Raw genomic sequence first — 22202 nt, forward strand, 5'->3', positions numbered from 1 at the left:
AAACGCCTGTATATGTATATACAAGTTAACAATAACAGGATTTTCACCAATGTCCGCCTACTTCGCCGAACGCGCCCTGCTGCCTACGGGTTGGGCCAGCCATGTCCGCATCGAGGTTACCAGTGATGGCCAGCTGGCCCGCATCGAACCAGGTGCCTCGGGCGAGGGCGCCGAGCGGCTGGCCGGCCCGCTGCTGCCCGGCATGCCCAACCTGCACTCGCATGCCTTCCAGCGCGCAATGGCAGGGCTGGCGGAAGTCGCCGGCAACCCCAACGACAGTTTCTGGACCTGGCGCGACCTGATGTATCGCTTGGTCGGCCAGATCAGCCCGGAGCAGCTACAGGTCATCGCCCGCCAGCTGTACATCGAGATGCTCAAGGCCGGCTACACCTCGGTCGCCGAGTTCCACTACGTGCACCATGACCAGGCCGGCAAGGCCTACGCCGACCCGTCCGAACTGTCCCGCCGCATCAGCGCAGCTGCTGCCGACAGCGGCATTGGCCTGACCTTGCTACCGGTACTGTACAGCCACGCAGGCTTCGGTGGCCAAGCCCCGAACGACGGGCAACGGCGCTTTATCAACTCCACCGAACAATACCTGCAACTGCAAGCGCAGCTGGCCCCACTGCTGGCCGCACAACCTGCGCAGCAACTGGGTTTGTGCTTCCATTCGCTGCGCGCCGTGACGCCCGGGCAGATCGCAGAAGTGCTGGCAGCCAGCGACAAGCAGTGCCCGGTGCATATCCATATCGCCGAGCAGCAGAAGGAAGTCGACGACTGCTTGGCCTGGAGCGGCCTGCGCCCGCTGCAGTGGCTGTACGAGCACGTGGACGTGGACCCACGCTGGTGCCTGGTGCATGCAACCCATGCCGAGCCGGATGAAGTCACCGCCATGGCCCGCAGCGGCGCGGTTGCGGGGCTGTGCCTGACCACCGAGGCCAACCTTGGCGACGGGATTTTCCCGGCAGTGGACTACCTGGCGCAGGGTGGGCGCATGGGCATTGGTTCAGACAGCCATGTGTCGCTGAGCGTGGTGGAGGAGCTGCGCTGGCTGGAATATGGCCAGCGGCTGCGCGACCAGCGGCGTAACCGCCTGTATCGCGGCGACCAGCCGATGGTCGGGCGCACGCTGTATGACGCTGCACTGGCGGGCGGCGCGCAGGCGCTGGGGCAGGCGGTCGGGGAACTGACCGTGGGCAAACGTGCCGACTGGCTGGTGCTCGATGGACAGGACCCTTACATCGCCATGGCCGATGGGGATGCGATTCTCAACCGCTGGCTGTTTGCCGGGGGCGATCGCCAGGTGCGGGATGTGATGGTGAATGGGCAGTGGGTGGTGCGCCAGGGGCGCCATGCACAGGAAGAGCAAAGCCGGTTGGCGTTTGCCAAAGTACTGCGGCAGCTTTTGGGCTGAGTCTATTGGGGCTGCTTTGCAGCCCCCAGAAACTCAGTGCCTCTTGACGATCTGCTGGTCCGACGCACGCCAGATCAGCCGACTGGTGTCGTACCCCTGCTGCCGGGCCTTGGACATCAAGTTCTCGCGCTCCCAGGCCGGTAGCGTCGGCGTGCGCGACAGGATCCACAAGTGCTTGCGGTCCGGGCTGCCGACCACCGCTGTGCGGTAGCGCTCATCCACATAAAGAATCCAGTACTCGCCCCTCGCCACCCCTGGCACCAGCTTGGTGAACCAATTGTCGAACTCGACCCACAACTTGTCGGTGTGCCCCGGCTCCTGGATGTTCGCATGCCCTTCGGCGCGCAGCCATTCGTCACCCATGGTGCGGCAGCGGTTGAGGACGCCGAGGCTACCATCGAGCCTGAGATTGTAGTGCGCTTCGGACTGCTCGCAGCCGGTCTGGTAGCGCATCGGCAGGCGTGCCAGCTCGTACCACTTGCCCTGATAGCGCTTGAGGTCGATGTTGCCCGCAGTTTTCGGTGCCAGCGGGTCGTGCACAGAGCCGGCACAGCCACCCAGCAGCAACGCCAGGCATACCCCCATCAGCAGATACAGGTGCCTCATTTGAGACCCTGCCCTGAATACATGAGCACCTTGTCAGCCGCGTACTGCACACTGATGAAGCTCTTCTCGTCCCCCCAGGTGCAACTGCTCATCCCCAGCGCGCCAGAGCACTCGGTCGGCGTGCCAAGCAGCTGCTCGACCTCGGCCTTGTTCATACCGGCCTTGATCTTGGAATAGTTTTCCTGATTGATCTTGCTGCAGGCAGTCAGGACGACGCACAGCGACAACAGGGCGAGGGAACGCAACGACATGAAGGACACTCCTGGAGAGGGGATACAGGCGAGTGGCCTGCAGTGACCTTCGACGGCAAAAACCCTCCCAGGTTCCCTGGTCACCCTCCTCTCCCCCTACGCCATTGGTCGGATGGCCACTACTGTGCGATTAATCACAAAGAATTATCCTGCTCAAACAAAAAAGGCCGCCCCTACACACTGTAGGAGCAGCCTTGTGCTGCGAAAGGGCCGGTAAGGCCAACAAGGATGCAAGGGCAGCAGGGGCCTCTTCGCAGCACAAGGCTGCGCCTACGAAGATCCCGCCAGCCCTGGAATCAGAACCTGGACCCAGGCTCCAGCAAAAAGTCCATCTCTTCGCTGGTACTCGGCCGCTCCAGCACCAGGTTGCGGTGCGGGAAGCGCCCGAAACGGGCAATTACCCGCTGGTGCTGCTCGGCGTAGTCGAGGAAGCCTTCGAACAACCTGCGGTTGGCTTCGGGCTGCTCGTCCAGCAGCACCTGGTAGCGCTCGACGCACAGGTTCTGCCAGTCCAGCACCTCGGCATGCTCCAGCACCAGCAGCACGAACACTCGCTGGATCGGCAGCAACTGGTAATCCCAGTTTTTCTGCAAACCTTGCATCGCCACCACCTGGGCACGCCGGTCGCCCTCGAAGGCGCGCGGCGTGTCGCGGTAGATCATGCGTGGCAGCTGGTCCAGCAGGATCAGCAGGCCCAGCCAGCCCTGCGGGCTTTGCTGCCACTCGTCGAGCCCACCCGCCAGGGCGTGCTCGACCAGCTCGCCAAACAGCGCATGGGCCTCGGCATCATGATGCTTGCCGAACCACAGCGTGCTCTTCTCGTCAGCCACGGCCTGGGGACTGGTGCCCCAACCGAACCACCACTCCAGCAACGGCTGCCAAGGTGCGAGCATGACTTACTCCTTGTGGTAGGCGGTGACGCGCTCGACCTCTTCCTTCGAGCCGAGGATTACCGACACACGCTGGTGCAGGCTTTCTGGCTGAATGTCGAGGATGCGATCGTAACCGTTGGTGGAAGCGCCACCGGCCTGTTCGATGATGAAGGACATCGGGTTGGCTTCGTACATCAGGCGCAGCTTGCCCGGTTTGCTCGGCTCGCGGGCGTCACGTGGGTACATGAACAGGCCGCCACGGGTCAGGATGCGGTGTACGTCGGCCACCATCGAGGCGATCCAGCGCATGTTGTAGTTCTTCTTCAACGGGCCGGTCTCGCCTGCCAGCAGTTCGCCCACGTAGCGCTGAACCGGGGCTTCCCAGTGGCGCTGGTTGGACATGTTGATGGCGAACTCTGCAGTGCTTTCCGGCACACGGATGTTTTCGTGAGTGAGGACGAAGCTGCCCAGTTCGCGGTCGAGGGTGAAGCCCTTGACGCCGTTGCCCAGGGTCAGGATCAGCATGGTCTGCGGGCCGTAGATGGCGTAACCGGCGGCGACCTGCTGGGTACCTGGCTGCAGGAAGGCATTTTCGTTCAGGGTTTCGTTCTGGCTCAGGTATTCGTTAGGGCAACGCAGTACCGAGAAGATGGTGCCGACCGAAACGTTCACGTCGATGTTGGACGAGCCGTCCAACGGGTCGAAGACCAGCAGGTAGGCGCCTTTCGGGTACCGGCCCGGGATCTGGTAGGCGTTGTCCATTTCTTCGGAGGCCATGCCGGCCAGGTGGCCGCCCCACTCGTTGGCTTCCAGCAGGATATCGTTGGAAATCACGTCCAGTTTCTTCTGGACTTCGCCCTGCACGTTTTCAGTGCCCATGCTGCCCAGCACGCCACCAAGGGCACCTTTGGACACGTGATGGCTGATTTCCTTGCACGCACGCGCCACCACTTCGATCAGGAAGCGCAGATCGGCAGGGGTATTGTTGCTGCGGGTCTGCTCAATCAGATAGCGACTCAGGGTAACGCGGGACATGTATGGCTCCGAAAGGATTGGGGGATGAAAACCCCCGCAGTTTACAGGGAGAGTTGCGGGCTAGCGAGCAAAGAGACTCGACTTCAGCCCCTGAAGTTCAGCAAGCACCAAGCCGATGGTCGGTTGGGCTGCTGTGCAGCCCATCGCCGGCAAGCCAGCTCCCACAGGGACTGCACATGGCTCGAGGTCGACGCGGTCGAGGTAGGAGCTGGCTTGCCGGCGATGGGCCGCACAGCGGCCCCTTTTCCTCAATCCAGCGCCTTCCAGATCTCGCTGGCATACTCCCGAATGGTCCGGTCCGACGAGAACCAGCCCATCCGCGCGGTATTCAGCACCGCCATGCGCCACCATTCCTGCGGCGTGTGCCACAGCTCCTCTACCCTTCGCTGCGCATCCCAGTAGGCATCGAAATCGGCACACACCAAGAAGCGGTCATGAGCCACCAGCCCGTCGATCAGCGCGCTGTAGCGCGACGGGTCGTCCGACGAAAACACCCCGCTGCGAATGGCCTGCAGCACGTCGTTCAGGCGACTGGACGCAGCAATCGCCGCACTGGCGCCAAAGTCCCCGTCACGCCGCCTGGCCTCCACCTGCTGCGCGGTGAGGCCGAAGATGAACATGTTTTCGGTACCCACCTGCTCGCTCATCTCGACATTGGCACCATCCAGGGTGCCGATGGTCAGCGCGCCATTCAGGCCGAACTTCATGTTGCTGGTGCCGGAAGCTTCGTAACCGGCGGTGGAAATCTGCTCGGAAAGGTCCGCCGCCGGGATGATGCTCTCGGCCAGGCTGACATTGTAGTTGGGCAGGAACACCACTTTCAGCAGGCCGCGCACGGTCGGGTCGTTGTTCACCACCCGGGCGATGTCGTTGGCCAGCTTGATGATCAGCTTGGCCTGGTGATAGCTGGCCGCAGCCTTGCCGGCGAAGATTTTCACCCGCGGCACCCAGTCGGTACCGGGGTCGTTGCGCATGGCCTGGTACAGCGCCACGGTGTGCAGCAGGTTGAGCAACTGGCGCTTGTATTCGTGAATGCGCTTGACCTGCACATCGAACAGCGCTTCGGGGTTCACCGTAACGCCAAGGCGGTCCTGGATGATGCTGGCGAGGGCACGCTTGCTGTGCAGGCGCTGCGCGGCGAACTGCTTGCGGAAGCCGCTCTTGTCGGCAAACGGCACCAGATTGGCCAGGCGCCCTTCCGGGTCGTCCAGCAGTTCAGGGCCCAGCGCCTCGACCAGCATGGCGGTCAGCTGCGGGTTGGACTGGTACAGCCAGCGGCGGAAGGTAATGCCATTGGTCTTGTTGTTGATCCGTTGCGGGTAGAGCTTGTGCAGCTCGGCGAACACCGTGCTCTTCATCAGCTTGCTGTGCAGCGCCGACACACCGTTGACGCTGTGCGAACCAAGGAACGCCAGGTTGCCCATGCGCACCCGACGACCGTTGTCTTCTTCGATCAGCGACACGGCCCGCAACACGTCGAAGTCGTGCAGGCCTTTCGCCCTCAGCGCGTCGATGTGGTAGGCGTTGATCAGGTAGATGATCTGCATGTGCCGCGGCAGCATGCGTTCCATCAGCGCCACCGGCCAGGTTTCCAGGGCTTCGGGCAGCAAGGTGTGGTTGGTGTAGGCCAAGGTGCCGACGGTCAGCTCCCAGGCGGTATCCCAGGGGATTTCATGCTGGTCGACCAGCAGGCGCATCAGCTCGGCCACGGCGATCGACGGGTGGGTGTCGTTGAGCTGGATGGCCGCCGCGTCAGGCAGGTTGAGCAAGTTCTCGTGCATGTTCAGGTGGCGGCGCAGCAGGTCCTGCAACGAAGCCGAGACGAAGAAGTACTCCTGGCGCAGGCGCAGTTCCTGGCCCGCCTCGGTGCTGTCAGCCGGGTACAGCACCCGCGAGATGCTTTCAGCCCGTGCCACCTCGGCCACCGCCCCCAGGTGGTCACCGGCATTGAAACGTTCCAGGTGCAGCTCTTCCAGCGCCCGCGCACGCCACAGGCGCAGGGTATTGACGCTGGCCCCGCGCCAACCGACCACCGGGGTGTCGTAGGCCACCGCCCGCACGGTCTCGCCCGGCCACCACACCTGGCGCTGCTGGCCGTGGGTGTCGTGCACCGTTTCGACGCTGCCGCCAAAGCTGATGGGGTAGATCACCTCGGCGCGCTCGAACTCCCAGGGGTTGCCGAAGTCCAGCCAGTTCTCGGTCTGCTCCTGCTGCCAGCCATCGACCATGGCCTGGCGAAAAAGCCCGTGCTCGTAGCGGATGCCATAGCCGTGAGCGGCAATGCCCAAGGTCGACATGCTCTCCATGAAGCACGCCGCCAGGCGGCCAAGGCCGCCGTTGCCCAGCGCGGCATCGGGCTCGAGCAGGCGGATGCGCTCCAGGTCCACGTCCAGCCCTTCCAGTGCGTCACGGGCAATGTCGAGCAGGCCCAGGTTGCTCAGGCTGTCGTACAGCAAGCGGCCGATGAGGAATTCGAGGGAAAGGTAATAGACCCGCTTCTGGCTGCGGCGATAAGCCTGGCGGGTGTGGTCCATCCAGTGATCGACCATGTGATCGCGCGCGGCCAGGGCGATGGCTTCGAACCAGTCGTGGTCGAAGGCGTGCTCCGGGTCCTTGCCGACCGCGTAGGTCAGCTTGTCCAGTACAGCGGCGCGAAATTCGGCCACCTCGGCGTCACGAGCTTTGGGTTCCTGGGACATGCGGCATCCTCGGGCAAGTTGACGAAAACGGAGGGAGACTGTTGAGCCTAGACCCTTCGACAGGGAGTGACAGTTACCGTTCGCAGTTTTCATGCCCACTCTGCGATTCCGGCAAAAGGTTGTTCATAAATTGAACAATTCCGGTATGATCGCGCGCCCCAAGACCGTGATACACCACCATAACGATGAAAACGACCCTGATCGCCGCAGCCGAAGTCGACCGCCTGGAGACCTGGCAGCGCTACACCAGCAACATGTGCCATGGCTGCCATTCGACCTGCTGCACCCTGCCGGTGGAGGTGAAGATCAAGGATCTGATCCGTATCGGCGTGGTCGACGAGTTCGAGAAAGACGAACCGCCGAAGAACATCGCCAAACGCCTGCAGAAGGACGGCATCATCGAACGCTTCAACCAGAAGTCGGGAATCTTCACCCTGACCCGGATGAGCAATGATGACTGCCTGTACCTGGATCGTAAAAGCCGGCTGTGCACCATTTATGACAAGCGGCCGGATACCTGCCGCAACCACCCCAAGGTCGGGCCGCGGCCAGGTTACTGTGCTTACAAGCCAAAGGTGGCCTCGCGCTAGACCAGCCTGCCACTACCCACCAGCGGGGAAGCTCTTGCACGCACCGCCATGATCCATCGGCGGATGCTCAGGATAAGTCTGCGGCAGCACGCTGACCGGGCTGGTGGCGATGAAGCCGTCAGCAAATTTCGCCTCGATGAACTGCGCCTGCCAGCCTACAGCCGGCGCGGTGTGCCGCAGTGTGAAGCTCTGCATGGGAGCGAGCGTCTCGGACTGGTAGCGCACACCGCAGGCATAGCGGAAGTCGCGGTCATGGCTGTTGCTCGCCGTCCATAGCTTCACCGCCACGGGCGGCTCAGAGAAGCCGACGCTCATCTGCCCGGCATGCCCGCTTGCCGATACCTGCACGCTTGGCAAAGGTGTGCCATCGCGCAAGCGCGTCAGCGCAGGCACCAAGGTGCTGACAACCGCCTGACGCACTCCACCATGGTCCGAATTGGGTAGCACCCTGAGGCTGGTCTGGCCTGGCAAGCGCTGCTGATAGTCAGTGACCGGGTCAGGTGCGAAGAAATCGTCACCGCTGGCGGACACCAGGTACTTGGGAATGGCCAGACGCTGCCCTTTTTCGTTCAGGTACTGCATCGGGTCCATCATCGCCATCAGCCGCTCGAATGCCGGCGTTCCCAGCTGTTGCAGGACACCGGCCTGCTGGTAGGAACCCAGTGCCAAGGGCCAGTGACCACCATAACGCTTGCGCAATCCGGCCAGCATGTCCGAAGTATCCGCGACGTCGATCACACTGGGCACGATGGCCATTACCCTCTCATCGGCCAATGCCGTGAGCCATGCGCTCCAGCCGCGCTTGGAGGCGCCAGTGATAATGAAGCGATCAACAGTGAGCCCTTGCTTTTCCAGCTCTTGCTCGGCCAGATCCATCGCCCGGCTTGCCGCCGCGGCCATCGGCACGTGCAGTGGCAATTCCGGCGCGGCGCCGCGTAGCGCATGCGCCCAGGTATGGGCCACGGCGTCATCCTCACGCAAGGGCTTCTCGTTATCGTTGAAGGTCACGTACTGATTGGGCACATCGCTGATCATGACCACGGCCATCCGTGCCTTGAGGGCGACTTCGCGTAATGCCTCGCGGGTATAGTCAGGAGTTTGCGCCGGCCCGAACCGCACACCGTTGTTCACAACCAGCAAGGCTTTGCCGGGCACGGCATTGTGTGGGATATGCAGCTCGACATCATGCTCCCAGCGGTGCGGCTCAACCACCGGGGCTGGCTCCCACACCTGGGAGACCATCTGCAAGCGACGGAACTCATAGCCAGGCTCGGAGGCTTGCTCGAGCAATACGGCTTCCAAGGGTGCCTGACGCACCTTGCCAATATGACACTGGACGACATCCTGCGGACGCGGGTTGGCACAGTCCTGCACAGCACAAGCCTGCAAGCCAGCCATCAGGCAAGGGATGGCCAACGCTAAACGATAATTCATGTGCATGCTTCCTGCTTCAAGAAAGCACTTCACGCTAGGCCTCACAACAAGCGCGCACAAGTCGCAAAAGGCCGTGAAAGATGCAACCTACATCCGCTTGAGATATCCCCTACAAAAACCCGACAAACAAAAACGCCCCCGACCTTTCGACCGGGGGCGTTCTCGTTTCAGCTCAAGCTAGACGATCAAGCCTTGGCTTTCTTGGCAGCGCGGGTACGCTCGCCTTCGTCCAGGATCTTCTTGCGCAGGCGGATCGACTTCGGAGTCACTTCGCACAGCTCGTCGTCCTGGATGAATTCCAAGGCCTGTTCCAGGGTGTGGCGAACCGGCGGTACCAGGGCGATGACTTCGTCTTTGCCCGAAGCACGCATGTTGTCGAGCTTCTTGCCCTTGGTCGGGTTCACGCCCAGGTCGTTGTCACGGCTGTTCAGACCGATGATCTGACCGTTGTAGATGTCCTGGCCGTGCTCGATGAACAGCTTGCCGCGAGCCTGCAGGGTTTCCAGCGAGTAGGTCAGCGCCTTGCCGGTCTCGATCGAAACCAGTACACCGTTCAGGCGGCCGGACATCTGGCCGGCTTTCATGGTGTCGTAGCGATCGAAGATCGAGGTCAGGATGCCGGCACCGTTGGTCAGGGTCAGGAACTGGTTACGGAAACCGATCAGGCCACGAGCAGGCACGTTGTACTCCAGACGTACACGGCCCTTGCCATCCGGCGCCATGTTGGTCAGGTCGCCCTTACGCAGGCCCATTTCTTCCATGACCTTGCCCTGAGATTCTTCAGGGATGTCGATGGTGACGTTTTCGAACGGCTCCTGCTTCACGCCGTTGACTTCACGAATGATCACTTCAGGGCGGCCTACAGCCATCTCGAAGCCTTCACGACGCATGGTTTCGATCAGAACCGACAGGTGCAGCTCACCACGGCCGGAAACCTTGAACTTGTCAGCCGAGTCGCCTTCTTCAACGCGCAGTGCAACGTTGTACAGCAGCTCTTTGTCCAGACGTTCCTTGATGTTACGGCTGGTGACGAACTTGCCTTCCTTGCCGCAGAACGGCGAGTCGTTGACCTGGAAGGTCATCGAAACGGTCGGCTCGTCAACGGTCAGTGGCTTCATCGCCTCGACGTGGTTCATGTCGCACAGGGTGTCGGAGATGAACAGCTCGTCGAAACCGCTGATGCAGACGATGTCGCCAGCCTGGGCTTCTTCAACGTCGACGCGGTGCAGGCCGTGGTGGCCCATCAGCTTGAGGATACGGCCGTTACGCTTCTTGCCTTCGGTGTCGATGGCAACAACCGGGGTGTTCGGCTTGATACGGCCACGGGCGATACGGCCAACGCCGATAACACCGAGGAAGCTGTTGTAGTCCAGAGCGGAGATCTGCATCTGGAACGGGCCATCGACGTCAACGTTCGGCGCCGGTACGTTGTCGACGATCGACTGGTACAGCGGGGTCATGTCTTCGGCCATGTCGGTGTGGTCCAGACCGGCGATGCCGTTCAGGGCCGAAGCGTAGACAACCTGGAAGTCCAGCTGATCATCGGTGGCACCGAGGTTGTCGAACAGGTCGAAGATCTGGTCCAGAACCCAGTCAGGACGCGCGCCAGGGCGGTCAACCTTGTTGATCACGACGATTGGCTTCAGGCCAGCTTCGAAAGCCTTCTTGGTCACGAAGCGGGTTTGCGGCATCGGGCCGTCCTGGGCATCGACCAGCAGCAGCACGGAGTCGACCATCGACATTACACGCTCAACCTCGCCACCGAAGTCGGCGTGGCCGGGGGTGTCGACGATGTTGATGTGGTAGCCGTTCCAGTTGATGGCGGTGTTTTTCGCCAGGATGGTAATGCCGCGCTCTTTTTCCTGGTCGTTGGAGTCCATCACGCGCTCGTCGTTGAGCTCGTTACGCTCCAGGGTGCCGGACTGGCGCAGGAGTTTGTCTACCAGGGTGGTTTTACCATGGTCAACGTGGGCGATGATGGCGATGTTACGCAGATTTTCGATCACAACTGTATCTCGATCAGAGGATTCGGTTGCCGCCAGTGTAGGCGGCGAATATGTACGGTTTGAGGCTCAGCGGGCCCGATGGTCGGGAGGGCGATGGCGGATGCTGCCGCCATACAGCCCTGGCGTCTTATGCCGGACGATAAACACGCACATTGGCATGTCCCTCACTGAGCAGGTGGTGTGCGTGCAGACGGCTCATCACACCTTTGTCGCAATACAGCAAGTACTGGCGGTTGGCATCCAAATGCTTGAACTTGCTGTTGATGGCATAGAACGGCATGGCCTGGACTTCGATACCGTCGAGCACCAGAGGTTCGTCTTCCTGGGCATCGGGGTGACGAATGTCGATGACGATCTGGCCGGGCAGCGCCTCGGTCACTTCCTCGATTTCGATGTCCTTGCCCAGTTCGTCGATCACATGGTCGATGGATATCAGCCGGGCGCGTTCCAGTGCGCGCTCCAGCACGGCCATGTCGAACTGCTTCTCTTCATGCTCCATGCGGTGGCGCTTGGCGTGGGTGGTCGGGTTTACCGAGATCACGCCGCAGTATTCTGGCATGTGCTTGGCGAAGTCGGCAGTGCCGATCGCGTAGGCCTGATCAATGATGTCCTGCTTGTGGCTGGCCAGCAGCGGGCGCAGCACCAGCTTGTCGGTGGCCGAGTCGATGATCGACAGGTTCGGCAGGGTCTGGCTGGACACTTGGGAAATCGCCTCGCCGGTGACCAGAGCGTCGATCTCCAGGCGGTCGGCCATGTGCGCGGCACCGCGCAGCATCATGCGCTTCAGGGTCACACCCATGTAGCTGTTGTCGACCTTGTTGAGGATCTCGCCGACCACTTCCTCGAACGGCACGCTGATGAACAGCACGCGCTGGCTGCTGCCGAACTTCTTCCACAAGTAGTGGGCTACTTCCATAACGCCCAGCTCGTGGGCACGGCCGCCGAGGTTGAAGAAACAGAAGTGGGTCATCAGGCCACGGCGCATCATCTGGTAGGCCGCCACGGTCGAGTCGAAACCGCCGGACATCAGCACCAGGGTCTGCTCCAGGGCGCCCAGCGGGTAGCCGCCGATGCCTTGGTGCTGGTTGTGGATCACGTACAGACGCTGGTCGCGGATTTCGATGCGCACCAGCACTTCCGGGTTCTTCAGCGCGATGCCGGCGGCGCCGCACTGCTGGCGCAGCTGGCTGCCGACGTAACGGTCGACGTCCATCGAGGTGAAGTCGTGGTGGCCGCCGCGCTTGCAGCGCACGGCGAAATGCTTGCCGGCCAGCAGGTGGCCGAAGTGCTGCTTGCACTTGGCGACGATGTCATCGAAGTCGCCGAGCGGGTATTCCTCTACCTGCAGGAAGTGGGTGATACCGGGGGTGCAGGTCAGGCGCTCGATCATTTCGCGCTGGACTTTCTCGTCTTCGACGCGGGTGACCACTTCGAGATTGTCCCAGACACCATCGACCACGAGCTCAGGGTCGAGGTCCTTGAGCACGTTGCGGATGTTCTTGCCGAGCTGGCGGATGAAGCGCTTGCGCACCGGCCGGCTCTTGATGGTGATTTCTGGGAAGACTTTGACGATAAGTTTCATTGGTTAACAGCGCGCGCAGGGCCTGCCGAAAATGAGGGGCGCGAATTATAGCGGAAATTGCTCAGGATTTGACCAACTTTTGATCAGAAGCTTTCAGATAAATGCAGGAAGCGGGTTTTGCCCTGCCTGCTCCGGCCCTTTCGCGGGCTCGCCCACTCCCACAGGGACCGGACACATTTCCAAGGTTGTGCTAACCCCTGCGGGAGCGGGCGAGCCCGCGATGAGGCCCTCAAAGAAAGCACACAACTCAAGCAATGCACGCTATTGGTGCACTGCTACCAAAATTCGCATCTTAAGAGTGCATTCTTAACCGCCAACCCTACGCCAAATGCCCGCAAACGCCCCCTTTTATCCCGCCCTCGCCATTTTCGGGCACTGGCATGCAATTTGCTCCCTTGTGAGGCAGGTAAGCTTGGCCGACTATCCGCGCCCGGCAACACCCTTTTTCCAGGGCAGCGGCCCACCGCGCTCTAGACCATCCGGAGGACAACATGTCGAAGTCGGTTCAACTCATCAAAGATCATGACGTCAAGTGGATTGATCTGCGTTTCACGGACACCAAAGGCACTCAGCACCACGTGACCATGCCGGCGCGTGATGCACTGGAAGACGACTTCTTCGAAGTCGGCAAGATGTTCGACGGTTCCTCCATCGCTGGCTGGAAAGGCATCGAAGCTTCCGACATGATCCTGATGCCGGTCGACGAGACTGCCGTACTGGACCCGTTCACCGAAGAGCCGACCCTGATCATCACCTGCGACATCGTCGACCCTTCGAGCATGCAGGGCTACGATCGCGACCCTCGCGCCATCGCCAAGCGCGCCGAAGAGTACCTGAAGAGCACCGGCATCGGTGACACCGTATTCGCAGGCCCGGAGCCAGAGTTCTTCATCTTCGACGAAGTGAAGTTCCAGTCGGATATTTCCGGTTCGATGTTCAAGATCTTCTCCGAGCAAGGCTCCTGGATGACCGGCGCTGACGTGGAAGGCGGCAACAAAGGCCACCGTCCAGGCGTGAAAGGCGGCTACTTCCCGGTTCCGCCGTTCGACCACGATCACGAAATCCGTACCGCCATGTGCAACGCCCTGGAAGAAATGGGCCAGACCGTCGAAGTTCACCACCACGAAGTGGCGACTGCCGGCCAGAACGAAATCGGCGTCAAGTTCAACACGCTGGTGAAGAAGGCTGACGAAGTACAGGCGCTGAAGTACGTCGTGCACAACGTTGCCGACGCCTACGGCCGCACCGCCACCTTCATGCCTAAGCCACTGTACGGCGACAACGGCTCGGGCATGCACGTGCACATGTCGATCTGGAAAGACGGCAAGAACACCTTCTCGGGTGAAGGCTATGCCGGCCTGTCCGACACCGCCCTGTACTTCATCGGCGGTATCATCAAGCACGGTAAGGCCCTGAACGGCTTCACCAACCCATCGACCAACTCCTACAAGCGTCTGGTTCCAGGCTTCGAAGCCCCGGTAATGCTGGCCTACTCGGCTCGCAACCGTTCCGCCTCGATCCGTATTCCTTACGTCGGCAGCCCGAAAGCCCGCCGTATCGAAGCTCGCTTCCCGGACCCATCGGCCAACCCGTACCTGGCCTTCGCCGCCCTGCTGATGGCTGGCCTGGACGGTATCCAGAACAAGATCCACCCAGGCGATGCTGCCGACAAGAACCTGTACGACCTGCCGCCTGAAGAGGCCAAGGACATCCCGCAGGTTTGCGGCAGCCTGAAAGAAGCTCTGGAAGAGCTGGACAAAGGCCGTGCGTTCCTGACCAAGGGCGGCGTGTTCTCCGACGACTTCATCGATGCCTTCATCGAGCTGAAGAGCGAAGAAGAAATCAAGGTCCGCACCTTCGTTCACCCGCTGGAATACGAGCTGTACTACAGCTGCTGATCTGATCGGCGCCTGGCGCCGATGACATGATCACGAACGGCCTCCTTCGGGAGGCCGTTTTCGTTTCCGTGGCTGCGTCCTCGATTTCATACAGAACCGGCAGATGCCGCTGACATTTCGCCGCCCCTTCAGCACGCAGGGTAGGCGTCCCTTCAGTCAACGGACATCACGCCATGCGCAAACTTCTAACTGCAATGATTACCGTATCCGCCCTCCTCGCCGGCTGCGCCAGCAATGGCACCGCGCCAGGCCAGGCAACGTCACAGGTGCTTCACCGCGCCACCGGCAGTTGGGACGGCACCCCCTATCGCGATTACCCCGAAGGACGACCAGTGCTGTCGCTGGTGAAAGTCAGCATTCCCGCCCACACCACCCTTGGTTGGCACTGCCATCAGGCGCTCAACCTGGGCTATCTGGCAGAGGGCAGACTTGAGGTGGAAACCCGCGACGGCAAGCGCACAAGCCTGGTTGCAGGACAGACGCTGGCAGAACTTCATGGGGAAGTGCATCGCGGGCACACCACTGGGCAACCCGCCACTGTCATGGTGTTCCACGCAAGCAATGAAGACCTGGCGTTTTCAACGCCAGAAGCCGAATGCCCGCCAACTGTGCGATAAACCCTGAATCCACCTATGCTCTATATTGGTGCATTCTGTGAGCCAATGCCCCCGAATGCACCCCAAAAGCGATCACGTGAACCGTTTAATCAGTTCATTCTGGTGCGGTTTTCCCCGTTTCCAGGGCTTTATAGGCAAATTCCGCTTCTTTTCGGAGCCTTGGTTTGGTTCTTGCATTTTTTGCCCAAAGACTGGAATCAGCGGATCCACCGCGCGCCCGACCATGGCCGCGCCCATGCCCGACACGCGCCAAAAGAGGTCGACGACGCCCTATGACCATCAGCGATGCCCAGCACCGTCTGCTTCTGGACAACCTGACCACCGCCACGCTACTGCTCAACGCCGAGCTGCGCCTGGAGTACATGAACCCGGCCGCGGAAATGCTTCTGGCAGTAAGTGGCCAGCGCAGCCATGGGCAGTTCATCAGCGAGCTGTTCACCGAGTCGACCGAAGCGCTCAGCTCGCTGCGCCAGGCGGTCGAGCAGGCGCATCCGTTCACCAAGCGCGAAGCGCAACTCACCTCGCTGACCGGGCAGACCATCACCGTCGACTACGCGGTAACGCCGATCCTGCACCAGGGCCAGACCCTGCTGCTGCTCGAAGTGCACCCGCGCGACCGGCTGCTGCGCATCACCAAGGAAGAGGCCCAGCTGAGCAAGCAGGAAACCACCAAGATGCTGGTACGCGGCCTGGCCCACGAAATCAAGAACCCCCTCGGCGGCATTCGCGGCGCAGCTCAGCTGCTGGCCCGCGAGTTGCCTGAAGAAGGCCTGCGCGACTACACCAACGTGATCATCGAGGAAGCCGATCGCCTGCGTAACCTGGTCGACCGCATGCTCGGCTCGAACAAGCTGCCGTCGCTGGCCATGACCAACATCCACGAAGTGCTGGAGCGGGTCTGCAGCCTGGTGGAGGCCGAAAGCCAGGGCTGCATCACTTTGGTGCGCGACTACGACCCCAGCCTGCCGGATGTGTTGATCGACCGCGAGCAGATGATCCAGGCCGTGCTCAACATCGTGCGCAATGCCATGCAGGCGATCAGTTCACAGAACGAACTGCGCCTGGGCCGCATCACCCTGCGCAGCCGTGCCCTGCGCCAGTTCACCATCGGCCATGTGCGCCATCGCCTGGTGGCGCGGGTGGAGATCATCGACAACGGCCCGGGCATCCCGCCGGAACTGCAGGACACCCTCTTCTATCCCATGGTCAGCGGTCGCCCGGACGGTACCGGGCTGGGCCTGGCCATTACCCAGAACATCATCAGCCAGCACCAGGGCCTGATCGAGTGTGAAAGCCATGCAGGCCACACCGCATTCTCGATCTACCTGCCCCTGGAACAAGGAGCCACCGCCTCATGAGCCGAAGTGAAACCGTATGGATCGTCGACGATGATCGCTCCATCCGCTGGGTCCTGGAAAAAGCCCTGCAACAGGAAGGCATGACCACCCAGAGCTTCGATAGCGCCGATGGCGTGATGGGCCGCCTGGCACGCCAGCAACCGGACGTGATCATTTCCGACATCCGCATGCCGGGCACCAGCGGCCTCGACCTGCTGGCACAGATCCGTGAGCAGCATCCACGCCTGCCGGTCATCATCATGACCGCCCACTCCGACCTGGACAGCGCCGTTGCGTCGTACCAGGGCGGTGCCTTCGAGTACCTGCCCAAACCATTCGATGTGGACGAGGCGGTCTCGCTGGTCAAGCGCGCCAACCAACACGCCCAGGAGCAACAAGGGCTGGATGTACCGCAGAGCCTGGCGCGCACGCCGGAAATCATCGGTGAAGCACCGGCAATGCAGGAGGTGTTCCGCGCCATCGGCCGCCTCAGCCACTCCAACATCACCGTACTGATCAACGGTGAGTCCGGTACCGGCAAGGAGCTGGTGGCCCACGCCCTGCACCGCCACAGCCCGCGCGCGGCCTCACCATTCATTGCCCTGAACATGGCAGCCATCCCCAAGGACCTGATGGAGTCCGAGCTGTTCGGTCATGAAAAGGGCGCTTTCACCGGCGCCGCCAACCTGCGCCGGGGCCGCTTCGAGCAGGCCGACGGCGGCACCCTGTTCCTCGACGAAATCGGCGACATGCCTGCCGACACCCAGACCCGCCTGCTGCGGGTATTGGCCGATGGCGAGTTCTATCGCGTGGGCGGCCACGTACCGGTCAAGGTCGACGTGCGCATCATCGCCGCCACCCACCAGAACCTGGAGTCGCTGGTACAGGCCGGCAAGTTCCGCGAGGACCTGTTCCACCGCCTGAACGTGATTCGCATCCACATTCCACGGCTGGCCGACCGCCGCGAGGATATCCCCGCCCTCGCCCGCCACTTCCTCGCCCGCGCCGCCCAGGAACTGGCGGTCGAACCGAAGATCCTCAAGCCGGAAACCGAGGAGTTCATCCGCAACCTGCCATGGCCCGGCAACGTGCGACAGATGGAGAACACTTGCCGCTGGATAACCGTGATGGCTTCCAGCCGCGAAGTGCTGATCGGCGACCTGCCGCCAGAGCTGCTGAACCTGCCACAGGACGCCGCACCCGTAACCAACTGGGAGCAGGCCCTGCGCCAGTGGGCCGACCAGGCGCTGGCACGTGGGCAAACCAGCCTGCTGGACAGCGCAGTGCCGAGCTTCGAGCGGATCATGATCGAGACGGCGCTCAAGCACACCGCTGGCCGTCGGCGCGATGCGGCACTGTTGCTGGGTTGGGGGCGCAATACCCTGACCCGCAAGATCAAGGAGCTGGGGATGAATGTGGCGGGTGGCGATGATGAGGAAGGTGATGACCACTGAGTTCCGGTAAACCCATTGATCCTCGGGGCCGCTTTGCGGCCCCGAACATTTCAGCCCTTCGATGCACCGATCCTGTGCCCGATGCACCTCACTAAGGCACAAACCCCCTCAAAAAACGGCCAATTCACCCTGAAACCCAATATTCATGGGCGTTTAAAAATTGGCACGCCACCTGCAATGGATAGTACATACCCAGTTTCGGGGGCCCTGGTACAGGCAGGCCGGGTGAACCCCTCTTTTATTCGCAACATCGCCAGTTTTGGGGACCTCGGTACAGGCAGGCCGGGCCATCCCCCCTTTATACGCAGTACCCCTTTCGGGGACCCTGGTACAGGCAGGCCGGGATATCCCCTCTTTTATTCGTGCAGTTTCACCTGCAAACGCCAGCGCCCAGCGTCCTCTGCACCGGCCCACTCGCCGTGCAGAGGGCGCGCGGCCACCACGGTCAACAACAGACCTTCCTTGCTATTCTGCACCCGCCAGCTCACAGGCTTGCCCTGCAGGCTCAGTTGCCCTTGCCGGGCCGTGCCCTGGGCCTGGAACAACAGTGCTACCGTACCATCCACATTCTCACCATGCAGCTGGGGCTCTTCGTTGAACCACAGCTCCAGGCCATCCTGCACTACCTCCACCTGCTGCAGCTCGCGCTCTTCGGGCGTGGTCAGGCGACCGATCATCAGCCCCACCATCAAGCCGACGATCGCCAGCGACAGCATCACCCGCGGGAACGCCTTCGAACGCACGTCCGGTTCAGGGGTAGAATGCTCGTCATCTTCACGCTTGGAGCCGTGCATGTTTCACGTCATCCTTTTTCAACCAGAAATTCCGCCGAATACCGGCAATATCATTCGCCTGTGCGCCAACAGCGGCTGCGACCTGCACCTGATCGAGCCCATCAGCTTCGAACTGGATGACAAGCGCCTGCGGCGCGCGGGGTTGGACTACCACGAGTATGCCACGCTCAAGCGCCACGAGAGCCTGGCCGGATGCCTGGAAAGCCTGGGCAATCCACGGCTGTTTGCCTTCACCACCAAGGGCTCGCATCCCTTCCACGAAGTGGCCTACCAGCCGGGTGATGCCTTCCTGTTCGGGCCAGAAAGCCGTGGCTTGCCGACCGAGGTACTGGACAGCCTGCCGGCCGAACAACGTCTGCGCCTGCCAATGCGGCCGGGGTGCCGTAGCCTGAACCTGTCCAATACCGTGGCTGTAACGGTGTATGAGGCGTGGCGGCAGAATGGGTTTTCCGGCAGTTGATACGCTGCCTGCACTGGCCTTATCGCCGGCAAGCCAGCTCCCACAGGGACCGCACCGGCCTTGAAACCTGTCAGTAACTGTGGGAGCCGGCTTGCCGGCGATAGGGCGGGAACAGGCCAACAAAAAAAGGCGACCGAAGTCGCCCTTTTTCAAACGCAGCTATTACTGCACAGTCGGCGCTTCGCCAGCTTCCTGCATGCGCTGCATTTCCTGCGCGTACAGGGCGTCGAAGTTGACCGGCGACAGCATCAGGGCCGGGAACGAACCGCGGGTCACCAGGCTGTCCAGGGTCTCGCGGGCGTACGGGAACAGGATATTCGGGCAGAAAGCACCCAAGGTGTGGCTCATCGAAGCCGCATCCAGGTTCTTGATCAGGAAGATACCGGCCTGCTGCACTTCAGCGATGAAGGCCACTTCGTCACCGTTCTTGACGGTAACCGACAGGGTCAGCACCACCTCGTGGAAGTCGCCTTCCAGGGCTTTCTGCTTGGTGTTCAGATCCAGGGCAACGCTCGGTTCCCAGGTCTGACGGAAGATCTGCGGGCTTTTCGGGGCCTCGAACGACAGATCGCGCACATAGATGCGCTGCATGGAGAACTGAGGGCTGTTGTCTTCTGCAGCAGCGCCGTTGGTCTGTTGGTCAGTCATGGCAGATCCTTATCCTAATGTTTTTGAATGCAGTGCAAATTCAGGCCGCCAGCAGCGCGTCGAGCTTGCCGGCGCGCTCCAGGGCATAAAGGTCATCGCATCCACCGACGTGAGTGCTGCCGATCCAGATCTGCGGCACCGATGTACGACCGGCCTTCTGGCTCATTTCGGCACGAACCTGTGGCTTGCCGTCGACCTTGATTTCCTCGAAGGCCACGCCCTTGCTCTCGAGCAGGTACTTGGCGCGCATGCAGTAGGGGCAGTAGTCGCTGGAATAGACGATGACGGGCTTCATATCACTTCACCAGGGGGAGGTTATCGGCTTTCCAGCTGGAAACGCCACCGCTCAGCTTGGCGGCGTTGTAACCAGCCTTGAGCAATTCGCGGCAGATGGTGCCGGACTGCTGGCCCATCGAGTCGACGACGATCAGGGTCTTCTCTTTGTGCTTGTCCAGCTCGCTCATGCGGTTGACCAGCTTGTCCTGCGGGATGTTCACCGCACCGACGATGTGACCGGCGGAGTATTCCTTGGTCGGGCGGATATCGATGACCAGGGCTTTCTCGGCATTGACCAGGGCAGTCAGCTGGCCGTTGCTCAGGCTCTGGCCACCACGACGGATTTCGTTGACCAGCAATGCGACCAGCAAAACAACGAAGATCGCCACCAGGATGTAGTGGTTTGTCGCAAATTGAATCAGGTTAGCAACCATCTGGGGTGTTCCACGCGATTGAAAATGCCGGCCAGTATACACAGCCCCTTATTGCCACCAAAGCCCGACGGGCCGGCCGGAAAGGTACCTTCATGTTGCTACATTGGCCACGCTGGTCAGGGAACAGGACGAATATTCGCCGCCAGTGGCGCATTTGCCCTAAAATGCGTGTCTTTATCATCTTTGAACAACCGTGAGTTTGATTGATGACGAGTACGCCCAAACCCCTGGTCCTGATCATCCTGGATGGCTTCGGCCACAGCGAAAGCCCCGAATACAACGCCATCTATGCCGCCAACACACCGGTCTATGACCGCCTGCGCGCCAGCCAGCCGCATGGCCTCATTTCCGGCTCGGGCATGGATGTCGGCCTGCCGGACGGGCAGATGGGCAACTCCGAAGTCGGTCACATGAACCTCGGCGCCGGCCGCGTGGTGTACCAGGATTTCACCCGGGTGACCAAGGCCATCCGCGACGGCGAGTTCTTCGAGAACCCGGTACTGACCGGCGCCGTGGACAAGGCAGCCAGTGCTGGCAAGGCCGTGCATATCCTCGGTCTGCTGTCCGATGGCGGCGTACACAGCCACCAGGACCACCTGGTGGCCATGGCCGAACTGGCCGCGCAGCGCGGTGCACAAAAAATCTACCTGCACGCCTTCCTCGACGGCCGCGACACTCCGCCACGCAGCGCGCAGTCGTCCATCGAACTGCTCGACGCCACCTTCGCCAAACTGGGCAAGGGCCGCATCGCCAGCCTGATCGGCCGCTACTACGCCATGGACCGAGATAACCGCTGGGACCGCGTCAGCGCCGCCTACAACCTGATCGTCGACAGTGCTGCCGAATACACTGCCGACACCGCACTGGCCGGCCTGGAAGCAGCCTACGCCCGCGACGAGAGCGACGAGTTCGTCAAGGCCACGCGCATCGGTGAAGCAGTCAGGGTCGAAGATGGCGACGCGGTAATCTTCATGAACTTCCGCGCCGACCGCGCCCGCGAACTGTCGCGCGTGTTCGTCGAAGCGGACTTCAACGAATTCCCGCGTGCCCGCCTGCCAAAACTGGCCGCCTACATCGGCCTGACCCAGTACTCGGCGAAAATCCCGGCACCTGCCGCCTTCGCCCCGGCCAGCCTGAACAACGTGCTGGGCGAGTACCTGGCGAAAAACGGCAAGACCCAGCTGCGCATCGCCGAGACCGAGAAGTACGCCCACGTCACCTTCTTCTTCTCTGGTGGCCGCGAAGAGCCGTTCGAAGGCGAAGAGCGCATCCTGATCCCGTCGCCGAAGGTCGCCACGTACGACCTGCAGCCGGAAATGAGCGCACCGGAAGTTACCGACCGCATCGTCGAGGCCATCGAGCAGCAGCGTTATGACGTGATCGTGGTCAACTACGCCAACGGCGACATGGTCGGCCATACCGGCGTGTTCGAAGCTGCGGTGAAGGCCGTCGAGGCCCTGGATGGCTGCGTCGGGCGCATCGTCGAGGCGCTGGACAAGGTCGGTGGCGAAGCGCTGATCACCGCCGACCACGGCAACGTCGAGCAGATGGAAGACGAGTGCACCGGCCAGGCGCACACTGCGCACACTACCGAGCCGGTGCCGTTCATCTATGTCGGCAAACGCAACGTCAAAGTGCGTGACGGCGGCGTGCTGGCCGATGTGGCGCCGACCATGCTGAAGCTGCTGGATCTGGAAAAGCCGGTGGAAATGACCGGCACCTCCATCCTGGTCGACGCCTGATTCTGTGTATCGGGGCCGCTCTACGGCCCATTCGCAGCACAAGGCTGCTCCTA

At 61.6% G+C, this 22202-nt stretch carries 20 protein-coding genes; 8 read left to right on the top strand and 12 right to left on the bottom strand.

Features of this window, described 5'->3' with window-relative positions; translation table 11 throughout:
* Nucleotides 1-49 precede the first annotated feature (49 nt).
* Complete coding sequence (locus V3314_RS01810) at nucleotides 50-1414, top strand: formimidoylglutamate deiminase (protein ID WP_046613479.1); 1365 nt, start codon at nucleotides 50-52, stop codon at nucleotides 1412-1414.
* Between the two features lie 33 nt (nucleotides 1415-1447).
* Here the strand turns inward: V3314_RS01810 and V3314_RS01815 are convergent, their stop codons facing one another.
* The 5 genes from V3314_RS01815 to V3314_RS01835 all read right to left on the bottom strand — a co-directional run bounded on the left by V3314_RS01815 (nucleotide 1448) and on the right by V3314_RS01835 (nucleotide 6877).
* Nucleotides 1448-2020, bottom strand: a complete 573-nt coding sequence (locus V3314_RS01815; RefSeq protein WP_046613480.1) for a lipocalin family protein — start codon at nucleotides 2018-2020, stop codon at nucleotides 1448-1450.
* Entirely contained in the window at nucleotides 2017-2271 is a 255-nt protein-coding gene (gene bamE, locus V3314_RS01820) for an outer membrane protein assembly factor BamE (protein ID WP_003249234.1), read from the bottom strand. The genes V3314_RS01815 and bamE overlap by 4 nt, the downstream gene beginning before the upstream one ends.
* Before the next feature lie 296 nt (nucleotides 2272-2567).
* On the bottom strand, nucleotides 2568-3164 hold the full coding sequence (locus V3314_RS01825; protein WP_046613482.1) for a DUF924 family protein: 597 nt from the start codon (nucleotides 3162-3164) through the stop codon (nucleotides 2568-2570).
* Between the two features lie 3 nt (nucleotides 3165-3167).
* Nucleotides 3168-4178 (bottom strand): class 1 fructose-bisphosphatase, encoded by a 1011-nt coding sequence (locus tag V3314_RS01830; RefSeq protein WP_085599848.1) that lies wholly within the window; start codon nucleotides 4176-4178, stop codon nucleotides 3168-3170.
* 248 nt (nucleotides 4179-4426) lie between these two features.
* On the bottom strand, nucleotides 4427-6877 hold the full coding sequence (locus tag V3314_RS01835; RefSeq protein WP_046613484.1) for a glycogen/starch/alpha-glucan phosphorylase: 2451 nt from the start codon (nucleotides 6875-6877) through the stop codon (nucleotides 4427-4429).
* Between the two features lie 185 nt (nucleotides 6878-7062).
* Between V3314_RS01835 and V3314_RS01840 the strand changes: the two genes are divergently transcribed.
* Nucleotides 7063-7467, top strand: a complete 405-nt coding sequence (locus V3314_RS01840) for a YkgJ family cysteine cluster protein (protein ID WP_046613485.1) — start codon at nucleotides 7063-7065, stop codon at nucleotides 7465-7467.
* A gap of 12 nt (nucleotides 7468-7479) precedes the next feature.
* Here V3314_RS01840 and V3314_RS01845 read toward each other — a convergent pair whose 3' ends face one another.
* From V3314_RS01845 to thiI, 3 genes are all read right to left on the bottom strand, one after another.
* Nucleotides 7480-8901, bottom strand: a complete 1422-nt coding sequence (locus V3314_RS01845; RefSeq protein WP_046613486.1) for a PhoPQ-activated pathogenicity-related family protein — start codon at nucleotides 8899-8901, stop codon at nucleotides 7480-7482.
* 185 nt (nucleotides 8902-9086) lie between these two features.
* Nucleotides 9087-10907: a translational GTPase TypA gene (gene typA, locus V3314_RS01850; RefSeq protein ID WP_013974573.1), complete on the bottom strand. Its 1821-nt coding sequence runs from the start codon at nucleotides 10905-10907 to the stop codon at nucleotides 9087-9089.
* A gap of 127 nt (nucleotides 10908-11034) precedes the next feature.
* Nucleotides 11035-12489, bottom strand: coding sequence for a tRNA uracil 4-sulfurtransferase ThiI (gene thiI / locus V3314_RS01855; protein WP_046613488.1), 1455 nt, complete (start codon nucleotides 12487-12489; stop codon nucleotides 11035-11037).
* A gap of 491 nt (nucleotides 12490-12980) precedes the next feature.
* On the opposite strand from thiI, the gene glnA reads away from it, so the two are divergent.
* From glnA to ntrC, 4 genes are all read left to right on the top strand, one after another.
* The gene (glnA, locus tag V3314_RS01860; RefSeq protein ID WP_015272115.1) at nucleotides 12981-14387 is read left to right on the top strand and encodes a type I glutamate--ammonia ligase; all 1407 of its coding nucleotides are present in this window, start codon (nucleotides 12981-12983) and stop codon (nucleotides 14385-14387) included.
* Nucleotides 14388-14560: 173 nt separating this feature from the next.
* Entirely contained in the window at nucleotides 14561-15004 is a 444-nt protein-coding gene (locus tag V3314_RS01865; RefSeq protein ID WP_080958396.1) for a cupin domain-containing protein, read from the top strand.
* A 272-nt stretch (nucleotides 15005-15276) separates the two neighbouring features.
* On the top strand, nucleotides 15277-16362 hold the full coding sequence (gene glnL, locus V3314_RS01870; RefSeq protein ID WP_025340937.1) for a nitrogen regulation protein NR(II): 1086 nt from the start codon (nucleotides 15277-15279) through the stop codon (nucleotides 16360-16362).
* On the top strand, nucleotides 16359-17795 hold the full coding sequence (gene ntrC, locus V3314_RS01875) for a nitrogen regulation protein NR(I) (protein ID WP_046613491.1): 1437 nt from the start codon (nucleotides 16359-16361) through the stop codon (nucleotides 17793-17795). The genes glnL and ntrC overlap by 4 nt, the downstream gene beginning before the upstream one ends.
* 356 nt (nucleotides 17796-18151) lie before the next feature.
* Here the strand turns inward: ntrC and V3314_RS01880 are convergent, their stop codons facing one another.
* Nucleotides 18152-18589 (bottom strand): hypothetical protein, encoded by a 438-nt coding sequence (locus V3314_RS01880; RefSeq protein ID WP_046613493.1) that lies wholly within the window; start codon nucleotides 18587-18589, stop codon nucleotides 18152-18154.
* On the opposite strand from V3314_RS01880, the gene trmL reads away from it, so the two are divergent.
* Nucleotides 18588-19049 carry a tRNA (uridine(34)/cytosine(34)/5-carboxymethylaminomethyluridine(34)-2'-O)-methyltransferase TrmL gene (gene trmL, locus V3314_RS01885; protein ID WP_046613495.1) on the top strand — a complete coding sequence of 154 codons (462 nt, stop codon included), beginning with the start codon at nucleotides 18588-18590 and terminating at the stop codon, nucleotides 19047-19049. The genes V3314_RS01880 and trmL overlap by 2 nt on opposite strands.
* A 162-nt stretch (nucleotides 19050-19211) precedes the next feature.
* Here the strand turns inward: trmL and secB are convergent, their stop codons facing one another.
* From secB to V3314_RS01900, 3 genes are read right to left on the bottom strand one after another with little or no spacing between them, the layout of a single operon-like run.
* Nucleotides 19212-19697 carry a protein-export chaperone SecB gene (gene secB, locus V3314_RS01890; RefSeq protein ID WP_013974581.1) on the bottom strand — a complete coding sequence of 162 codons (486 nt, stop codon included), beginning with the start codon at nucleotides 19695-19697 and terminating at the stop codon, nucleotides 19212-19214.
* Nucleotides 19698-19737: 40 nt separating this feature from the next.
* A complete protein-coding gene (gene grxC / locus V3314_RS01895; protein ID WP_003249204.1) occupies nucleotides 19738-19992 on the bottom strand; it encodes a glutaredoxin 3 in 255 nt (84 codons plus the stop codon).
* A 1-nt stretch (nucleotide 19993) separates the two neighbouring features.
* Entirely contained in the window at nucleotides 19994-20407 is a 414-nt protein-coding gene (locus tag V3314_RS01900) for a rhodanese-like domain-containing protein (RefSeq protein WP_003259887.1), read from the bottom strand.
* A 206-nt stretch (nucleotides 20408-20613) separates the two neighbouring features.
* Between V3314_RS01900 and gpmI the strand changes: the two genes are divergently transcribed.
* On the top strand, nucleotides 20614-22149 hold the full coding sequence (gene gpmI, locus V3314_RS01905; protein WP_338459865.1) for a 2,3-bisphosphoglycerate-independent phosphoglycerate mutase: 1536 nt from the start codon (nucleotides 20614-20616) through the stop codon (nucleotides 22147-22149).
* Nucleotides 22150-22202: the final 53 nt, after the last annotated feature.

The sequence above is a fragment of the Pseudomonas sp. TE3-3-F2023 genome, assembly GCF_036784815.1.
Lineage (GTDB): Bacteria > Pseudomonadota > Gammaproteobacteria > Pseudomonadales > Pseudomonadaceae > Aquipseudomonas > Aquipseudomonas pudica.